This is a genomic window from Persicirhabdus sediminis, from assembly GCF_016595495.1.
GTDB lineage: Bacteria > Verrucomicrobiota > Verrucomicrobiia > Verrucomicrobiales > Akkermansiaceae > Persicirhabdus > Persicirhabdus sediminis.
Genome location: NZ_JAENIM010000041.1, coordinates 297,417 through 318,122, shown reverse-complemented (window position 1 = coordinate 318,122; position 20,706 = coordinate 297,417). Strand labels below are relative to the sequence as shown.

The following is a 20,706-nucleotide window of genomic DNA, read 5'->3' as shown; positions in this document are numbered from 1 at the left end:
GCAAAGCAAGCCGCCAGCTCAAGTATAAAGAGCGTCAATCGACCGTTTCAGCCAATCCTTTGTACTCAACCCACTCGTGAATAGGCTAATACAAACCCTCGCAAGTTACGTCAGCGCGCCAGTTAACCGCCCATCTACAAGCTGCCAGCGTGCTCAGGCACACGATTCCAGCCAGCTAGCTACCAGCTCTGCAAATGCGGGCTGGCTAATATCTAGGAACAAAAAAAAGCACGCTCCGTGACGGGACGTGCTTTTGAAAGATAATATTGCTTAGATTACTCTTCGCTAGCAGCAGCTTCAGCAACTGGCTCTTCAGACTGAGGAGCAGATGCAGCAGCAATCGCTTCAGCTTCAACCCACTCGATGTAGGCCATAGGTGCAGCGTCGCTAGTACGTGCGCCAAGCTTAGTGATGCGGCAGTAGCCACCTGGACGGTCAGCATTAGCAGCAGCGATAGCGCCAAAAAGGTGCTTCACGTGCTCCTTCTGACGAAGGAATGCGATTGCTTGACGGCGTGCGTGAAGATCACCACGCTTACCAAATGTTACCATCTTCTCTGCAACTGGGCGAAGTGCCTTAGCTTTTGCGAGAGTAGTGCGGATGCGGCCATGCTCGATGAGGCTGCATGTAAGGTTTGCCAAAAGTGAGCGACGGTGTGCAGCGTCACGCTGGAGCTTAGCAGTTTTACTTCTGTGTCTCATGGGAAATAATTTTCTTAAGAGTTAATAAAGGATTAGTCGTTGAGGTTCTGTGCGATCAAGTCAGCAAGGCCAACTGGTGCTTCCTCTTCTGCCATCATGCCTTGGCGACCAACGGTCGGCATTGCACCAGTAAGAAGTGAAGGATCGATATTCATGCCGAGGCCAAGGCCAAGCTCGACGAGCTTATCCTTAATCTCATTGAGTGACTTCTTACCGAAGTTACGATACTTAAGCATTTCTGCTTCAGTTTTTGTTGCCAACTGGCCAACAGTAGTGATGTTGGCGTTGTTGAGGCAGTTTGCCGCACGCACGGAAAGCTCGATTTCGTTAACGCTCATGTTGAGCAGCTTCTTAAGCGCAGCATTTTCTTCGCTTTGCTCAGCTGGTGCTTCTTCAAAGTCCACGAGGTTTTCGTCGTAGTTAACGAATACGTCGAGGTGGTGACGAAGGATAGCTGAGGCTTGTAGAAGAGCGTCTGATGGAGAAACACGGCCGTCTGTGTTGATGTCGAGTACGAGCTTGTCGTAATCAGTCATCTGACCCACACGGGTATTCTCAACCGCGTACTTTACGCGAACTACTGGTGAGTAGATAGAATCAATCGCGATCACACCAATTGGCATGTCAGGGCGCTTGTTCTCGTCACCGGTAGAAAATCCACGACCAACTTTGATTTCAAGTTCGCAATCGAACTTAACCTTGCGGTCGAGGTGGCAAATGATCTGGTCCTTATTAACGACCTCGTAGAGGTTATCTTCGTTAATGTCGCCAGCTGTGACAGCACCTTCTTTTTCAACCTTGATAGTAAGTACACGTGACTCTTTGCCGTGGTGCTTAAACTTTACCTTCTTGAGGTTGAGGATGATGTCAGTAACGTCTTCCACAACTCCTGGAAGACTAGAAAATTCGTGTTGTACGCCAGCAATGCGTACAGATGTGATGGCTGCACCTTCGAGAGATGACAGCAGAACGCGGCGCAGTGAGTTACCAATAGTGTGGCCGTATCCGCCTTCAAATGGCTCAGCGATGAACTGAGTAAATAGGTCGGTTTCAGTTTCCTCTACCTTAGTGAGGCGGTTTGGCAGCTCAAAGCGGTCAAGCTTGAATGACTTTGAATCGTCTTGTGATTCTACGTTATTTTCGATTTCTTCAGACATAATATGTTCTGTTTGCCGGGTTTCCCTCCTGCGAGCACTCTTTGACAAAGTCAAATAAGGAGGACCAACGGCTGGTTTCGGGACTCGCGGGCGGCGAATTAAGTCGAATTGTCATCAGTTTGCAACCGTTTTTTTGCGGCAATTATTGCTTTCATTCATACTAATGTAAAAAAGTGATTGCCAGAGAGCTCCACACTCTGCATATTTAACCTATCTGAACGACATGGCCGCCAGATTTTGCACAAGCAAATTTGCTGCAGCCATCGGGAATTAGCCCCATTCGTATCCACCACTACCCTCTCATTACATTCTTAGTGAATAAAGAACTAGTGGTTCGCTGCGACCAGCTCAGCTGCATCGAGCAATTTGGCTACTTCGATCGCGACTCTCATGACCATTGAGTGGTTATTTTATTTGCGATATGCACACAACCTAGTGCCCGTTCGATCAAATCACGCTCTCATCGTATGCCTGCTATCCAGCCAGTACTCCCAGCGCCACTATTGCCCGACCATAGTCAGCTTTACCAATCCAGCCCGAGCCAGCCGCTCCGCGCCAGCGATGCCGAGACCGCCCATACCGATTTATAATAAAAACAAAAATCACCCACTCACACTATAGAGACATATAGATCGACGTGGCCGCGACTGACTAAAAACCCAGCGCACAACAATTTTCCCATTTTTCCTAAAATTGATATTTTATGAGCACAGACTCCTCAACTAGTTTAGAGAGTGATCAGCCAGCTGAATCCGAAAAACCTGCCACTTCCAAAGTGACCAGTAAAAAAACGGCCAAAAAAGCTGCCAAGAAATCGGCCAAAAAAGCCGCTAAAAAGGCAACCGCGAAAAAAACTGCCAAAAAAGCAACCGCGAAAAAGGCAGCCAAAAAGACCGCGAAAAAAGCTGCTAAAAAGACCACCGCTAAAAAAGCTGCCAAAAAAGCCGCCGTAAAAGAGGATGTCCAGCCAGCTAGCCCAGCGCCAGTCGCCAACGAGCCAGCGCCAGCTGAACAAACTGAGCTCCCACTCGCAGCGGCCAAACAAACAGCCGTCATCGACGAGCCAGCTCAAGCACCAGCGCCAGCGCAACAAGCTGCCCAACCAGCTCCAGCTCAACAGGAATCACCCGCTCAACCAGCTGAGCCAGCAAAAGAGAATCGCCAGGCGCAAAAAGAATCACCAAGACGCGAGCAAAACCGCAAACCGTCAGATTCAAATCAACAACCGCAACGCGACTCCAATCAACAACAACGCAAAGGACGTGTACCAGGTGGTGGACGTGTGCAAAACCGCCGCAACCAAAACAACCAGCAAGGCAACGACCGCCAGCAAGGCAACGACCGCCAAGATGGTAACCGCGGTGGCCGCCAGCAGAAAAACCAGCGCCACAACAAACGCGACGGCAAAGGCCGCCACGACAGAAACGAGCGCAACCACGAGCGCAGAGAACGCAAACAGCCAGTACTCGACGGCCCAAAGACCGATGTCGAAGGCATGCTAGAAATTGCGCCTAAAGGATTTGGATTCCTGCGCGTTCCAGAAAAGAACTTCTCACAAGATCGCGGTGACGTCTTTGTCACTCCAGAAACCATTCGCAAACACGGGCTACGTCTCGGCGCATGGATCAAGGGGGCCTCACAAGAAGGCAACCGCGGACCTCAGCTCACTGAGATCTACTCCATCAACGACATCGAGCCAGCTGACGCATTCAAGCTGCCTCACTTTGATGAACTCAAAGCAATCAACCCAGACAAACGCATCCCATTTGAGACCACCGCTGAGCGCTTCACCACCCGCGTCTTAGACATCGTCTCACCCGTCGGCAAAGGCCAGCGCGGACTCATCGTCTCGCCACCTCGCTCAGGCAAAACCACCATGCTTTTACACATGGCAGAAGCGATTCGCGAAAAATACGACGAATCCATTCACCTCATCATCCTGCTCATCGACGAGCGCCCAGAAGAGGTCACCGAGTTTCGCCGTGTCTTGCCAAATGCCGAAATCTACGCCAGCTCCAATGACGACGGCGCACGCAGCCACTGCCGCCTAGCCGAACTCTGCATCGAACGCGCCAAGCGCCTCGTTGAAGGAAATAAAGACGTACTCGTGCTGATGGACTCCATCACCCGCCTAGCCCGCGCATATAATAATAACCTCAGCTCAGGCAACAAACCACAACAAGGCAAAGGGAAATTCCAGCGCGGACGCCAACAACAGCAAAACCGTGGATATCAAAGCGGAGGCATCGTCGCCGGCGCGCTAGAAATGCCACGCCGCCTATTTGCCGCCGCGCGTAATACTCGTGGTGCTGGCTCGCTAACAATTCTAGCCACCGCCCTCGTGCAGACCAACTCACGCGCAGACGAAGCCATTTTCCAAGAATTCAAAGGCACCGGCAACATGGAAATCGTGCTCGACCGCCGCATCGCCGAGCAATACATCTACCCAGCTGTAGATATCTTCAAATCCGGTACCCGCCGCGAAGAGCTACTTCTTCCCGAGCACCTGCTGCACAAAATCCACCTCATCCGCCGCGGCCTATCAGGTCACCGTCCTGAGGAGGCCATGGAGCGCCTGATCTTCTTCCTCAAGCGCTTCAACAACAACGCGCAAATGCTCATGGAAATCAAAGGCTAACGGGGAGGGAAGAGTGAATGGTGAAGAGAGAAGAGTGAATTCCTATACGATGAAACCCTAACGACACCAACCACTAACTCACAAGCTTTGCCAGCTAGCTCAAAACAGCCAGCCACGACAATCAAACCATTTCACATTACCAAGCCGACTTATTCATAAGTCGGCTTTTTTGCGCCCTCACCGCACCACATCCCAGCCAGCTAGAGACAGCCAGCTAGACAGACAACATTCCAGCCAGCTAAAAACATCCCAGCCAGCTAGACAGACAACTTGCGACAGAACATTTCAGCGCAGTCACGTTTAGCTCTCTCCCCTTTAGCCGAATAGCAAGACAGACAAATTCAGACCGGCTACAAAACCTGCCGAGCCAAACCCGAAGGGTTTAAAGACTTTAGCCGCGGGTCAACGAGCCCAGCGAGTGCAACCCGTGGTCAAGCCAAGCAGACAATCATCTGCCGAAGGCAGAATGGACCACCGTGCGTCTGAAACCACACAACTCAGCTGGAACTAACGACGCTAGAGCAACAAATAATAAATAGCAAGACAGACAAATTAACACCGAAAAATTCACACCGGCTACAGAGACAAATTCACACCGGCTACAAAACCTGCCGAGCCAAACCCGAAGGGTTTAAACATCCCAGCCAGACAGACAAATTCACACCCGCTACAAAACCTGCCGACCCAAACCCGAAGGGTTTAAAGACTTTAGCCGCGGGTCAACGAGCCCAGCGAGTGCAACCCGTGGTCAAGCCAAGCAGACAACCATCTGCCGAAGGCAGAATGGACCACCGTACGTCTGAAACCACACAACTCAGCTGGAACTAACGGCGCTAGAGCAACAAATAGTAAATAGCAAGACAGACAAATTCACACCGGCACAAATTCAGACCGGCTACAAAACCTGCCGACCCAAACCCGAAGGGTTTAAAGACTTTAGCCGCGGGTCAACGAGCCCAGCGAGTGCAACCCGTGGTCACCCCCAGCAGACAATCATCTGCCGAAGGCAGAATGGACCACCGTGTACCTGAAACCACACAACTCAGCTGGAACTAACGGTCCTAGCGCCACATTCCAGCCAGCTAGCTGAAAAAAAACCTCAACTAACAAACAAAAAAATCAGCTGCAGGAAACCCCTGCGGCTGATAGTGACCAGCGGGCGCGCGATGCGCCCCGCTGGTCTATCGATATAGAATCGACAATTAATCTTCGATGATTACGCGGAAACCAACGTTATAAACTTTTTGGTATGGTGCGTATTTCAGACGGTAAGATGAAGTCGCGCGGTGCGGACGATCACGCCATGAACCACCACGAACAACTTTAGCGTCACCCTTTGATAGATCGTTGCGGCCGTCAGCCTCGTTGTATGGATACGACTTGTAACTAGTACGTGTCCACTCAGCAACGTTACCAATCATGTCGTAGAGACCAAAGGCGTTAGCCTTATACTGGCCTGTACCGTCAGGTATCATTCTGCCGTCATCAAATGACTCGTCGCGAGGAACGAAGTCATTGAGTGGTGTGCGTCTTTCTTTTGGCAGCGGCTGTGGATCAATACCATATACTGCTAGATCACCAATGTTAGTATCAGCTAGGTTGGCATAATTTTCAAAACCAGTCGTACCGAAGAAGAATGGTTGATCATTACCAGCTCTAGCAGCCCACTCCCACTGTGCTTCTGTTGGCAGGTTGATTGTCTGACCGCTCTGCTCACCGAGCCAGCTAGCAAATCCCATCGCATCATTCCAAGTCACACGGATGGCTGGCATCTGTGGATCATTAGCTGGATAGCCAGGGAAGATATGATCTTTCCACTGCTGGTTGATATGGCGGCTATTGTGCTCTGGGTTAAACTCACGCAGCTGTGCGTTAGTTACCTCAGTAGTAGACATCCAGAATGCGCGGTCCACTTTCACTACAGACTGCGGGAATTCATCACGCTCACCGTCAACGGATCCCATAACAAACTCACCAGCTGGTACACGAACTAACTCGAGCTCTGAGTCACCAAACTTGATAGTCTTCTTCTCAACCTTGTGATTAGCAAAGTCGATTGGCCAGTTAGTATGAGTCAAAGCCTCAGGACGCTCTTGTTTTGGTGGTTTAACAAATGATGGACGCTCAGTAGGAAGCGCAGGCACCCACTCGATGTCATCGTCAATGTTAGCGAATCGCTTCTTATACTCAACAGTACGCTTAGCCCACTTCAGTGTTAGTGGATCACTATCAAACTCTGTCCAAGTAGCGTGGTATGGCACGTTGAGGTCAGCCCATGTGACTAACTTCTCAAGCGCTTCATCGCTGAGTTCCACACCGTGGTGACCTTTCTCCAGAATCTGGAAGAGCTCACTGGTAGAAGTGTGTACATCCATTGGAGTGAGGATATGCAGATCACTCTCTGGTCCTGGACGTCTAACGTATGGATGCAGCGCCATGTAAGCTCCACTGAATGATGCGCGACCAAATTTCTGGTCTACATTGTCCGCAAAGTTAGGAGTATCACTTGAGCCATCGTGACAGCCGACACAGTATTGGTCGAGCACTGGCTGGATTTCACGTTTGAAGCCAAATCCGTGAATTGGCTGATCGCTCCATGGTTTGAGCGATACTGGTGCTTTTTTAGATGCCAGTGTAGCGTGTGGCTGCGGCGCAGTGTTGCTTGGCTCGTGACAGCCGACACAAGAAACTGTCTCGCCTGGTTGAGCAGTTAGCCAGCTACGCATCACCTGCATAGCATTGCCATCTTTATCTAATGGCTGGATAGAAATTGGCATGCTGTGAGGAATTTTCACCATCACAGAACCATCTTTCTCAACAGGAACGGTACCTAATACACGCTTCATATCCCAGCCACCTTCGATAGCCAGCGCATCGTGATTACCAGTGTCGCGGTAGGCGTAACCGTAAGTAAAGAGTCTCAGTCCACCGATTTCACCTTCTGGAATACCTTCCAGACCTGGACCTGCGTAGATATTTTGAATGTATAAGTTAGCATCATCCGCATTTGGATCGCGTCTGCTAGGAATCACTGGTGGTTTGTTGCGCTTCTTCAGAGGAATTGGCTCAAACATCTGATCGCGGCTCTCGCCTAACTGAATGATGTTATCAAACTTATCCACCAAGTAGAGTGACCATTTAGCATTTGGGTTCATTTTTCCTGATACCACAAAGTAACCATCACCTAGCGGATATGGGTGCAGGAACATTGGCCACTTACCAACAACGTATTTGTCGATGATTCTTGGCTCGTAGGTACGTCCACGGCCAGGGATACGGTACATCGCACCTTCAGCTTCAAATGAACCTAATGATTGGTCAAATACCCATAGCTCACCTTGGCGCGCAGCACCGTGGTGGCCAGAAACAATCGCACTAAACTGTGATGTCTTACCTGGGATCTGTTTGGCGTAGAATAAAGTATTTGGCCAGTATGAGTTAGACCCGTAAACTGAGCGGTTATCAGTACCGTCAGGGTTCATTTCCATGAGGATACGAGTGAAGTAGTGAGAGTTATCAGTGTACTCCCAGCGAGAATACTGCACTTTACCATTCTCCTTCACCCAAGGGTACCAGACGTTTTCTTGGTCAAATGTTAGCATGCGCGGCTTAGACCCGTCGCCTTCCATTTCAAAGAGTGTGCCCACATAATCTTTGCCGCGAACACATGGTACTGAGTTCAAGCTGGCTGTGGAGCAATAGATGATTTTGCCGCTCGGCAAATACACCGCATTGTAGTTATCGACCTCGTCGAGGAATGTGGTGAGCTGGCGCTTACCTGACCCGTCGATATTCATTTCATAAATCTCAGAAGTAGTCGTCTCCGTATTGATTGCAGAATACAAGAATTTACCAGCCTCATAATCGAGGTTGATGTCCATCAGAGATTCTTTTTTGCTCTTAGGTTTGTAAACTTCTTTAGTCTTACCAGTGCGTAGATTCAGGCGCTCAATGCTATCACCAAAATCAAAGCTATAGACTTGCTTGTCACGGCGAGTGAACTCTGAGTTCCCCCTCCAGTTAGCTGGCAGTCTATCTGATTGGCTGCGACGGAAGATGATTTCGTCGAAGTCAACCATTGGGTTATCTGTCACCAATGCCTCATAACGAAGAGCTTTAAGTCCATCCCAATCTTCACCTTGCTCCAGCTTCTTCATGCGAGCGCTGTACTTGCTGGTCTTATAGTCTGGATACTCTTTCGCTAGATTCGCTACAGACAAACGCAGGTCTTCTAATGATTTTTCATATTCTGGATAAATAAACTCCAGATCTACCAGAGTCATGAAAACCCCTTGATGCTTACGCGCGGTTTTCATCGCTGGCACCATCATTTCAAAGGTGTTAACACCTTTCTTAAGAGGCATCTTGTAGAAGATCTTTGATCCCTGGTACTTTGTTAGTACTTTACCGTTAAGGCGCAGTTTGACATTACCTTGTGGTACGCTCAGGCCTTGATCATAATCTCTATCAGCTGTTAATGTGGCTACTAGATACTGATTCGCTTTTGGGTTCTTAATCTTTAAAGCACGGTTAAATTGACCATTTTGCTCTAAATAGTAGTTAGAGGATTTGGATGCTTTGTCAAAATCCCCAGGCCAATCAGTGATCACCCCTTCTTTTCCAACATACCAATCACTCAGCTCGCATTTCCCTTGATCCCCCCAACAGGGCTCAAATAGACACATTCCCAGCAACAGGAATAGGAATCTAATACATTTATTTCCGTAATTACTCTTCATCTTATCAATCATTGTTTGACTGCTTGGGTGTATCCCGCTGACTAGTACTGTACTGAAAACTTTTTTTATCAAAGTTGACAAAATTTGCGCCAACAAGCCTGCCAAATTATCTATTCATTTATGAAAATATCATAATTCACATATTATATCATCCAGCTAGCAACTAGGACAAACAATGCTGCAGGCTTGCCATCATAGATACTAAACTGATAAACAAGGTTATGCGAACCACCCTATTTCTAACCAGCTGCCTACTACTCGCGTGTACCCCGAAGGAGGATACCAGAACTCCAGCTGAAAAACTAGCAGACGCCCCCATCAAAGGCCCTAGATATTCAACACAATTTTTCAGCGCCGCCGATCAAGCTGGCGAGCGCGGTAGTTTGCTCGCCACAGGCAGCATGCATTTCAGAGAAAAGTCCCCGTCGCCGGAGCGACCTATCACTGGCAGTTTTACCACCAGTATCGATATGCAGGCAGCCCTACCTTATTTCGAAGGACAAAGGCTACTCACCTCCACCGGCAAAGATTCCAGCGGCGGTTTTTCCTATCTACCACCCGAGCCAGAAAGCCGCCCGCGTGGCACCTTTTACTTTCCTAACGGCTTATCCGTCAAAGCTGATTACCGCAATGGCAGCTATTACGGAACCTGGCAAGTACAGGGCGCACAAGGTGGCCAAGCTATCATTAGCCCGCTGGCTAACTAATCAATCTAGCCAGCTCGTTAGTTCTAGCTGATTTTTTCTTGGGCAAAAAAATGGCCGGTTGGGAATTAATCACCCAAACCGGCCAGTTGTTTTAGAGCTGTCGCTTAATCTTCGATAATCACGCGGAAACCAACATTGTAGACCTGCTGGAATGGTGCGTATTTGAGGCGGTAAGATGAAGTCGCACGATGCGGGCGATCGCGCCATGATCCACCACGAACAACTTTGGCATCATCTGTTGATAGATCATTGCGTCCGTCAGTCTCGTTGTATGGATAAGGTTTGTAGCTGGTGCGAGTCCACTCGGCCACGTTACCAATCATGTCGTGAAGACCAAATGCGTTAGCCTTATATTGTCCGGTACCATCTGGCAGCATTCTACCGTCGTCGAATGATTCATCGCGTGGCACAAAGTCGATCAATGGTGTGCGATGTTGTTTTGGCACTGGCTGAGGATCGACACCGCGAACAGCGAGATCACCAATGTTAGTGTCAGCTAGGTTAGCATAGTTTTCGAAACCAGTTGTACCAAAGAAGAATGGTTGATCACTACCCGCTCTAGCAGCCCACTCCCACTGTGCTTCAGTTGGGAGGTTAATGGTCTGACCGCTCTGCTCACCGAGCCAGCTAGCAAATGCCATCGCATCATTCCAGTTCACACGGATGGCTGGCATCTGTGGATCATTGGCTGGGTATCCAGGGAAAATGTGATCTTTCCACTGTTGGTTGATAAAGCGGCTGTGGTGCTCTGGCTTAAATTCACGCATCTGAGCATTGGTCACCTCAGTGGTAGACATCCAGAATGGACGGTCGATTTTCACTACTGACTGCGGGAATTCATCGCGCTCGCCGTCGACGGAGCCCATAACAAACTCGCCAGCTGGAATGCGTACAAACTCGAGCACAGACTCACCAAACTTGATCATTTTCTTCTCCACCTTGTGATTGCTAAAATCAATCGGCCAGCTGGAATGAGTCACTGCCTCTGGGCGCTCTAGTTTTGCTGGTTTGATAAATTCTGGGCGCTCGGTAGGAAGTGGTGGCATCCACTCGATGTCGTCGTCGATACCAACAAACTTCTTCTTGTACTCAACGGTACGCTTGGCCCACTTCAGTGTTAGTGGATCACTATCAAACTCTGTCCACGTAGCGTGGTATGGCACGTTGAGGTCTACCCAAGTAACTAACTTCTCACGCGCTTCATCACTGAGTTCCACACCGTGGTGACCTTTATCAAGGATTTGGAAGAGCTCACTGGTAGAAACGTGGAAGTCCATTGGCGTGAGGATGTGCAAATCACTCTCGGGCCCCGGACGTCTAACGTATGGATGCAGCGCCATGTAAGAAGTACTGAAGCTGGCGCGGCGGAATTTGTGCTCAGTGATATCAGCAAAGTTAGGTTTATCGTCTGAGCCGTCGTGACAGCCTGCGCAGTATTGGTCGAGCACTGGCTGGATTTCACGTTTGAAGCCAAATCCATGAATCGGATGCTCGCTCCACGGCTTGAGTTCCTGCGGTGATTTTTTGGATGCCAAAGTGACATTTGGCAGCGGTGCGGTATTGCTAGGTTCGTGACAGCCGACACAAGAAACCGTCTCGCCCGGCTGAGCTGCTAGCCAGCTACGCATCACCTGCATGGCATTGCCATCTTTATCTAATGGCTGGATAGAAATTGGTTGGCTGTGGGGAATTTTCACCATCACAGAGCCGTCTTCCTCAACTGGCACGGTGCCTAATACACGCTTCATGTCCCAGCCACCTTCGATAGCGAGCGCATCGTGGTTACCAGTATCGCGGTATGCGTAACCGTAAGTGAAGAGTCTCAGTCCACCGATTTCTCCTTGCGGAATTCCTTCTAGGCCTGGGCCTGCGTAGATGTTTTGAATGTAAAGGTTCGCGTCATCGGCCTCGAGGTTCCGACGTTCAGGAATCACACGTGGTGTGGGCCGCGCCTTCAGCGGAATCGGCTCAAACATCTGGTCACGGCTCTCGCCTAACTGCACCATGTTATCAAACTTATCTACCATGTAGAGAGCCCATGGAGTTTCAGGTGTCATTTTACCAGCGACGAGGAAATAGCCATCTCCAAGCGGATAAGGGTGCACAAACATTGGCCACTTACCTACCACGTATTGGTCGATAATTTCTGGCTCATAAGTACGACCGCGGCCAGGGATGCGGTACATCGCGCCGTCACCCTCAAAAGATCCTTTTGATTGATCGAAGACCCACAGCTCACCCTGACGGGATGGCCCGTGGTGGCCAGAGACAATTGCGCTAAACTGCGAGCTATTGCCCGGGATTTGTTTGGCGTAGAATAAGGTATTTGGCCAGTATGAGTTAGAACCATAAACCGAGCGGTTGTCGGTGCCGTCTGGGTTCATTTCCATCAAGATGCGTGTGAAATAGTGTGAGTTGTCAGTATATTCCCAGCGAGAATATTGCACTTTACCATTTTCCTTAACCCACGGGTACCAGGCATTTTCTTGGTCAAATGTCAGCTGGCGTTTGCCTGAGCCATCGGCATTCATTTCGAAAAGTGTGCCTACATAATCACTACCGCCCACACATGGCACGGAGTTCAAACTAGCTGTTGAGCAGTAGATGAGCTTGCCATTTGGTAGATAAACCGCGTTGTAGTTATCAATTTCATCGCGGTGAGTAGTGATTTGGCGCTTCCCAGATCCGTCGACGTTCATTTCATAAACTTCAGACGTCTGCGTCTCCGTATTGATGCCTGAGTAGAGGAACTTGCCCGCGTCAAAGTGCAAGTTGATGTCCATCAACGCTTCCTTGGTATCGCTAGGTTTATAGATCTCACGCAAATCACCTGAGCGAACGTTCATCGCTTCAATGCTGTCGCTAAAGTTGAAGCTAAACTTCTGCTTCGCACGGTGTAGAAACTCTGAGTTGCCACGCCAGTTAGCTGGCATACGAGTCGACTTACTGCGGCGGAAGATGATTTCTTCAAAGTCCACCATTGGGTTATCCGCTACTAAGGCCTCGTGGCGAAGCGCCTTGAGCGCGTCCCAATCTTCACCTTTGGATAGTTTTTTAAACCGCGCGCTATACTTGCTAGCATCGTAGCTTGGGAATTCTTTGGCCAAATTGACAATCGATAATTGCAGATCTTCTAATGATTTTTCATATTCTGGATAAACAAATTCCAGCTCGATGCGCGTCATATGCAGCTGATGAGCAGGACGCTTTTGATTTTTCGGAATCGGCAGCACTTTGATTTCAAAAGTATTCTCGCCCTTTTTTAGCGGCAGCTGATAGAACAAACCTGAATCACGGTATTTAGGAATGATCTGACCATTTACGCGAACTTCAGTATTGTACGTAGGAACACTCAGCCCCTGAAGGTAATCTGAGTCAGCGGTGAGCTTGGCGATGAGAAACTGCGGATGTTTTCTATTGGTAAAACGTAGGCTCCGGTTGAACTGCCCTTTAGTTTCCAGCCAGCAATCAGGATTTTCAGACGCTTTGTCAAAATCACCCAGCCAATCAGTGACTTTCCCCTCAGCGCCAACGTACCAATCACTCAGTTCGCACTGGCCACGCCCCCAGCTGGAATTCCATAAACAAATGCTCATCAATACCAGAAAGCATTTCACCGTGTTCTTTTTCAACGTCATCATTTTGCAAGGTCACTCAATGGCAAGCAGTCTCAAACTGGATGCCTTTATTAAATACTACATTTATAGTACTTTTTATCACCAGACAGTAAATTGATTTACTCGTCACACAAACGAATCACTTCAAACAGACAGATATCAATAATTCAAGAGACACCAAATCCCCTAGCCACAGGCGCTAGGGGGCTTTGATGCTGGGAAAATACCCGTAAAACAAACGACCAGCCGGCACCAGCTATTCAAACGTCACTCTCAAGAACCAAACGTGTGGAAACTTTCAGCCTCACCTCTTGCTTGTAATACTCCTGAGCAATCACTTTCAGCTGGCTGAGCACCGTGGCATCGACGGGCTGTGCGCCCTCAACCACAATGACCACCATCAAATCACCATTTTCACGTGTGCGCCGGGCAGAAACCAAATGATAACCGTGATCATCAAGCACATCGTGCAGCATCGTTGATGATGACAGCGGCTGCGCTACCTTGCTGGCTAAAATCGATGTCAGCGGCACCATCAAACCAATACCAATTAATGTGAAGCCAATGAAGATCCGCCGACTTAATAGATGGTCTGTAGCTGAACGACCGCGCACACCAGCTGAATAGAAATTACACGCTGAACCCAAAACAATCGCCACCACGTTTGTGCCAAATAACAGCGCCGCCCCCTTAGCCAGCTCAAACTCACCCATCGCGAGCCCAATTCCAGTCGTGCTAATCGGCGGTACAAGAGCCGCGGCTATCGCCACCCCTGCCAGAGCACCAGTGAGCTTCGGTCGCGCCATGCAATAAGATGCCGCAATGCCTGAAATAAATGCGACACCAAGATCTAGCAATGTTGGTGCCCCGCGAGCTTCCAGCTCACCAGTGATACCAATCTGCACAAAGCGGGCAAATAACCCCGAGATAAAACCAACGATCAAAGCGCTCAAAAATCCTAAGCCCACAGCCTTCTGACACCTCTGCCACAGCGGCATATTTCCCTGCACCAAGGCCAGACCACCACCGAGCAGTGGCGTCATTAGCGGCGCTACTAACATCGCCCCAATTACCACCGCGCCACTATCAGCTAACAAACCTAACGAAGCAATAGAAGTCGCCAAGATCATCAATACCGCAAAATCAAATGACCAACGCGACTTGCTCTCCATTTCGTTGAACAAAGAAATCCTCTCAGTTCGCCCCAGCTGAGGAATCCTCAGTTTAAGAAAATCTTCAAAGTAATAACGCACACGCTGACCCACTGGGCGCGCCGCTCTAACGACTCCGATGCTCATTGCCCTCTCGCCAGTCATCAAGCGCCCTTGCACGGTGCCAAACAGGCTCTTGCGCATAGTCCCTGCTCCAGTCGCGCCAATTAATAACAATCCGTACTCGCCAGAATTAATCTCCCCAGCAATGCCTTCGCTCACTGAATCACTAACTACCACTTTGCTGCTAACATCCTCCGTCTTTAATCCAGCGCGATTTACATAACGTATCAAGTGGCCGTACCCAACATCATGAGAAACTTCATCCACGTTAGGCTCGATAAAAAGCGCCACCGCGTCAGCACCAGCTATGCTAGATGCCAAACTCAAACCTAACTTAGAATGCTGACCACCTGCACATGGAACCAGAATTTTCTGGTTTTCCATGCTCTCCGAGCCAAGACGCAAAACCAAAACTGCGCAGTCAGCATCCTCCAGCAGATCTCTAGCTAACTTACCATAAGGGCTGCCGTCCTTAGCTGAGTCGTGGCGACCAACAATTAACAAACTCGGCTGGATTTTTTTCACTGTCTGCAAGACCGCCTTGCTACGCCGCACCACACTGTGGCGCGCCAGACGAATCTGCGTAGAGCCAGCTTCAGCCAGCGCATCGGCGATAACATTCCAATACGGTTCAGCTTCCAATAGCTCACTGCCCCAAGACTGCCATTCTACATCAGCCTGCCCCTTGCCTTCCTCTATCCACAAAATATCCAAGCGGCTGCCACGACCAACGGCAAACCTCACTCCCCAGCGCACCATCGCCGCCGCTTCAGATTCTCTACGAATAATGACTAACACGCCAGTTAATGAAACATTTTATCATCAAATGAAAAGCCCAGAATTTCTCACCTAAAAAAATACATAAATCACTCAGATTTCAACGCATCCAAGCAAACTTATTAGCCGTGCAAAATTTATAGAAAATACCATTAACAAAGTTAATCGACACCACAAAAACAATGGCATGATAGCATTTAACTTTAGCCGCGGACTGATACACGCTAAACATAAAAATATGAAATATTATTAACTAGGCACAGCACATGCTTAAAATAATTCAGACTCAATTAGATACTACCGACATCCACGCTATGAAGGGAAAACAGAGTTATTTATCTGTTATTATTATGCTTGCAAATAGTCATCCACAAGCCACGTAAACCCATGTAGGGACTGTCCAATTATCCAAATCGGGCGCCCGAATATAGCACATTTGAAACAAGTTCCTTGAAATAACAAATCTAAATCACTCCTGCTAAATCATCAAGCAAACGACACATTGATATCAACGGATGCTTAAGTACGATAGCTTGCAATAAGCCACTCACCCGATCTCTCGCTATGAAGCCACAGCCAATGACACCTCACACGCTGCTTAGAAAAGCGGCACCATTCATGCGCCAGCCATCTAGCAAGCAAAAGGGCTTTGCTTTGGTAGCCACCATCACCATCATGGCAATACTCGCTCTGGTTGCCTTGGCCATGCTTAGCCTCGGCACAGTAGAAACCAGAGCAGCTAAACATAACAATGCCCGACTAGAAGCCCAAGCCAATGCGCGCTTGGCACTAGCAATCGCTCTAGGTGAGCTGCAAAAATCAGCTGGAGCAGACCAGCGCGTCACCGCTGAAGCCGACATCACAGGGGCAGCAGGCTACGGCAAACACCACTGGGTGGGCGTATGGTCTAGCCAAGACAATGATAACGACGGTCTCGCTGATGGCGACTTCCTCGGCTGGCTCGCCTCTTCAGCTACGGTGAGTAAAAATCTACTTTATAGCGAAATTTCTACCCCCGCCCCTGAAGAAAGCGATCCCGCATGGGCTAGCATGGTGGGTGCTGGATCTGCCGACACGACTAGCGAACCGAAAAATGCGGTACTCGCAGAAAAAGTCCCTCTTTACGATAAATCTGATGAATTTTCCACTAACGAAGCGAGCGGTCACTACGCATGGTGGGTCGGCGATGAAGGTGTCAAAGCGCGCGTTAACCTAGAAAATACTCAAGAAAACCTCGCTCTAGCTGGCCAGCAAACTGAACGCGCAGCCATCGAAGTCATGGCTGGCTTCGAAGAGGTCGCCAAAGATGAAGAAAATCTCGACACCGCCATCACCACCAACTCGCTCAGACTCATCCCAGGGGTGGCTAAAGATGCCTTCAAAAAGAATTTCCACAGTGTCACTAGCCACTCGTATGCGCTAGCTACTGATACAAAAAACGGCGGGCTAAAAACCGACCTCAGCTTGTTATTTGAAATGAACGACGCTGAGTTCGAAGCCATCGCCCCTGCCGATTACGCAGCTTATGTGAATCTAGATACACCGGTCAGCACTGAAGCCACAGAGCCTAAAGGGCTGTTATTTCATCAAGATAATATCCACGGCCCAACCATCGATGTTCTGAGAAATCATTACCGAATGTATAAAAATAACATCGGTTCACTCGACTCACCAAAATTCACAGCTCTAGCTAATAAACCAAACTTTCAGGAGTTCATCGACAACCCAGAAGGAGCTTGGATCCGTTGCCCATCAGCTCTCACATTTAGCCAATATCGAAGAGTTGATATTGCCACCTCTGAGACCATGCGAATTAGAAATGGCAAATCCATCCACATGGGGCCAACAACAAGGGCTTTGCGAAACAACATCAGTCCCTACCTGAACAGAATCACTATCTATTCTATTATCGAAGGAGTCAAAGGTTCAGCAGAAGAGGTAGATGATCCAGAGAGCCCAATCCCCATCAAGTTCAAATTGCGTATTCTGCCCATTATCCACATACATAACCCATATAATGTAGCGATGGAAATTCCACAAATGCGAGTTACCCTATTTGTGAAAAACGCTATGCTTCATTATGAAGTAGATGACGAAACGGATGACGAAAAGCTTATAAACCACCTAAAAGATGTTGAAGAGAAAGATCAATTATATTCCGAGAACAAATATTTATTTACCCAATTTGTCGTCGATACAACTTCCTACTCACCAGGACAAATTAAAGTATTCGCTCCTGAGCGTAATTTGACATGGGGCCATCAAATGCCGATGAGTCAGATCACCGACATGACTGATCCTAACGAGTTCGGCATCGAGGTTGATCATAAATTCGATGTTGGCGTAACCGAGGCTTCCGAGAATGTTAAGTTTTTCACGACATGGAACGATGACTCTAAAATCTGTGTAGACATCAAAGAGTCCGCTGACTCCGATTGGTCATTCCTCTGGTCTGGTGACATCAGCCAGTTACACCAAAGAACAACAGGGCTGATAGAAGGCCACGGTAGCAGCTCTCCCTTCGATTCCATGCCAGATAATATTCACCCACCCTCCTATTATGATGAACCAACGCCAATTTCCGTATTGGATCTCTATGTCAAACCCTCTAAGCACCGGCGTCATAGTAGTTCAGATTACTCCTACAGTGAAGGTTCTCCTACTGTAGGTTTCCCATCCTTTGTTTTAGGTAACCCATTAGCTCCATCAGATTCAAACCGCGCATACGGTGAAAATAACGGCACAGCTGGCCGTTCACTAATGTCACCAATGATGCACGGCCATTATAATTTCGCCTTCGATTCATTCCCAGTATTAGAATCATCTTATGCTAACGGAGGTGATCATTCCACCTGGGGGTGGGATAATGGCTCAGAAGGCGAAGAGTTCACCTGTATCGTCGAGGTGCCAACAGCACCAATGAGCTCCATTGGTGCATTTCAACACGCCAACATCACAATGACTGGAGCTCAGCCAGCTCTCGCTATAGGCAATTCCTTCCCCAGCCTTGATCTAGACGATTTCTCCAAAACCTTCCACAAACCTAATAAACAAACATTCTATGACCTCTCATACTACGCTAACGCAGAGCTATGGGATCGATATTATTTCTCCTCAATCTCACCCAAAGAGAGTGACTATAGCTCATCAAAAAGTCAGACTATCAGCTCATTAGATGAGGTCGTCAGCGACTTCATGGAAGGTGAAGTTCCATTATTGAATTCTAGAGTCACCCTACGAACTACTTCACAGGATAATGAGACAATAGCAGATGAACTGCTAGACTTTAAAACTAGTGCCGCCCATCTGGCTATCAAGGGAGGCTTTAATATTAACTCAACGTCAGTTGAAGCTTGGAAAGCCATGCTAGCTGGAAACCGCAACAAAACACTGCTAGATAATACCGGCTCCGAAATTGACAACGAAGACCTATCAACACTCTCGAGATCATCGCGCCCAGCTGGAGAAGGCTACGAAGAACCGTCAGAATCATCTGATAGTTCATGGAGCGGCTTCGCCCAACTCGACGACGCACAGGTAGAAAAATTAGCTGAAGAAATCGTCACAGAAATCAAACGACGCCGAGCCCAATCACTGAATAAAAAAGGTGAAGTCACCCCATTCTTAGGCTTAGGCGAATTTGTAAACCGTGACCCAGCTGGCGACAAAGAAATGCAGCTAGCTGGCACCATCCAGCACGCGCTTAACAAATCAGAAATCAACCAAGCTCTGGAAAGCTATGGCACATTCACAATCGCTGACTTTAACGGCCTAGATGAAAATATTAAAATCAATACTGAGGCTTCAGCAGATGCCAGCCCAACAGACCTCGAGGTTCCCATAGCGGCTTCATCGCCTAGCTTTATCCTGCAGAGTGATGTCCTGCAGAACATTGGATCATCTATCAGCGCACGTTCAGATACCTTTGTCATCCGCGCCTATGGCGACTCGGTTGATAGCAAGGGCAAAATACTCGCTACCGCTTGGTGTGAGGCCGTAGTTCAACGCACTACCCAGCCAATCAACCCAGACCCACAGGAACCATGGGAAGTAGATCCTAACGAACTAACTAATACAAAGGCAACCCAATGGGGCAGACGTTTCGAAATGGTCAGCTTCCGCTGGTTAAATAAAAACGAGATTTAACTAGCTACATCACTCACTTCACAACGAACACATAGATTATGTCACCCATCAAACTCTTAATCGTTCCCCTACTCATACTAGCCCAGCTAGGCTTTGCCCTAGCAGCTCCCCCAGCACAGAAGCTCAACTTCAAATGCGTTACCGTTACTGGCTCTATCGAAGCCATCGCTAACTCAGATCTAAAGAAAAGCGTGGTCATCAAAGCCTCTTGCCACAATCGCTCTGAAAACTATGCTCTGCGTGCTACCCAAAAAATAGATTTCTACGCTCTGGGCACAGACCTCAAATCAGCAGATGCTCGCCCAATTGCATCAGTAAAAATCCCGCAAAAGAGTTCGCAGCTTCTCTTTGTCTTTGTGCCTATCAAGCAGACCAAAGATAGCGACCCAAGCTTCCGCGTTATTACTCTGGACGATTCAACCAACAAGTTCCCTAACGGAACTGTACAGTTCATCAACCTAACCTCAGACAAACTATTCCTCATTGTTGGCCAAGAAGGCAAAACCAAGAAGATCACGGCGAACCCAACTCAGCCAGTGGCCTATAAAATGGCCCCTGATTTCAAAGGCAACCTACCAATTAAAGCTGCGGTCAAAAACAAAAAGCAATTAGAGCTGATATTCAACTCACGCCTATTCCCAAACAAAAAATGTCGTGAGCTCTGCTTCATCTGGCCACGCCAAGATGTCAAACGTGGCAACAAACTACGAACAACTGCCCTTCGCGACAAAGCGATGCCCCAAGACATGCAGGCGAGCCCAAAACAAAAGCCCGCTTCTAGATAGATATTTAGCCATAGTTAGAGCACCTATTCAGGCTGCTAGTTGGCTGCTCGTGCTCGGCAGCCTCAACAACTACAGCTAGGCTAATTACAGCGTATGTTTCGCCCCCGCCAACTTGATTTAGCCGCTTGATGATATCGGGAGTTTCGCGGTTGCAGAATCTGATTT

At 48.6% G+C, this 20,706-nt stretch carries 9 protein-coding genes; 4 read left to right on the top strand and 5 right to left on the bottom strand.

Features of this window, described 5'->3' with window-relative positions:
- Window positions 1-275: 275 nt before the first annotated feature.
- Window positions 276-701 carry a 50S ribosomal protein L17 gene (rplQ, locus tag JIN82_RS12035; RefSeq protein WP_200311894.1) on the bottom strand — a complete coding sequence of 142 codons (426 nt, stop codon included), beginning with the start codon at window positions 699-701 and terminating at the stop codon, window positions 276-278.
- 32 nt (window positions 702-733) lie between these two features.
- Complete coding sequence (locus tag JIN82_RS12030; protein ID WP_200311893.1) at window positions 734-1,858, bottom strand: DNA-directed RNA polymerase subunit alpha; 1,125 nt, start codon at window positions 1,856-1,858, stop codon at window positions 734-736.
- A gap of 775 nt (window positions 1,859-2,633) precedes the next feature.
- Between JIN82_RS12030 and rho the strand changes: the two genes are divergently transcribed.
- The gene (rho, locus tag JIN82_RS17515; RefSeq protein WP_325099507.1) at window positions 2,634-4,496 is read left to right on the top strand and encodes a transcription termination factor Rho; all 1,863 of its coding nucleotides are present in this window, start codon (window positions 2,634-2,636) and stop codon (window positions 4,494-4,496) included.
- Between the two features lie 1,202 nt (window positions 4,497-5,698).
- On the opposite strand, the gene JIN82_RS12020 is transcribed toward rho, so the two are convergent.
- Window positions 5,699-9,181, bottom strand: a complete 3,483-nt coding sequence (locus tag JIN82_RS12020) for an SUMF1/EgtB/PvdO family nonheme iron enzyme (RefSeq protein ID WP_234041972.1) — start codon at window positions 9,179-9,181, stop codon at window positions 5,699-5,701.
- A 275-nt stretch (window positions 9,182-9,456) separates the two neighbouring features.
- On the opposite strand from JIN82_RS12020, the gene JIN82_RS12015 reads away from it, so the two are divergent.
- On the top strand, window positions 9,457-9,942 hold the full coding sequence (locus JIN82_RS12015; protein WP_200311890.1) for a hypothetical protein: 486 nt from the start codon (window positions 9,457-9,459) through the stop codon (window positions 9,940-9,942).
- Window positions 9,943-10,046: 104 nt separating this feature from the next.
- Here JIN82_RS12015 and JIN82_RS12010 read toward each other — a convergent pair whose 3' ends face one another.
- Window positions 10,047-13,583, bottom strand: coding sequence for an SUMF1/EgtB/PvdO family nonheme iron enzyme (locus JIN82_RS12010; protein ID WP_234041971.1), 3,537 nt, complete (start codon window positions 13,581-13,583; stop codon window positions 10,047-10,049).
- Between the two features lie 236 nt (window positions 13,584-13,819).
- The gene (locus JIN82_RS17605; RefSeq protein WP_200311888.1) at window positions 13,820-15,631 is read right to left on the bottom strand and encodes a DUF389 domain-containing protein; all 1,812 of its coding nucleotides are present in this window, start codon (window positions 15,629-15,631) and stop codon (window positions 13,820-13,822) included.
- Between the two features lie 543 nt (window positions 15,632-16,174).
- Between JIN82_RS17605 and JIN82_RS12000 the strand changes: the two genes are divergently transcribed.
- Entirely contained in the window at window positions 16,175-19,756 is a 3,582-nt protein-coding gene (locus tag JIN82_RS12000; protein ID WP_200311887.1) for a hypothetical protein, read from the top strand.
- Between the two features lie 38 nt (window positions 19,757-19,794).
- Window positions 19,795-20,541: a hypothetical protein gene (locus JIN82_RS11995; RefSeq protein WP_200311886.1), complete on the top strand. Its 747-nt coding sequence runs from the start codon at window positions 19,795-19,797 to the stop codon at window positions 20,539-20,541.
- The last annotated feature ends 165 nt before the right edge of the window (window positions 20,542-20,706 follow it).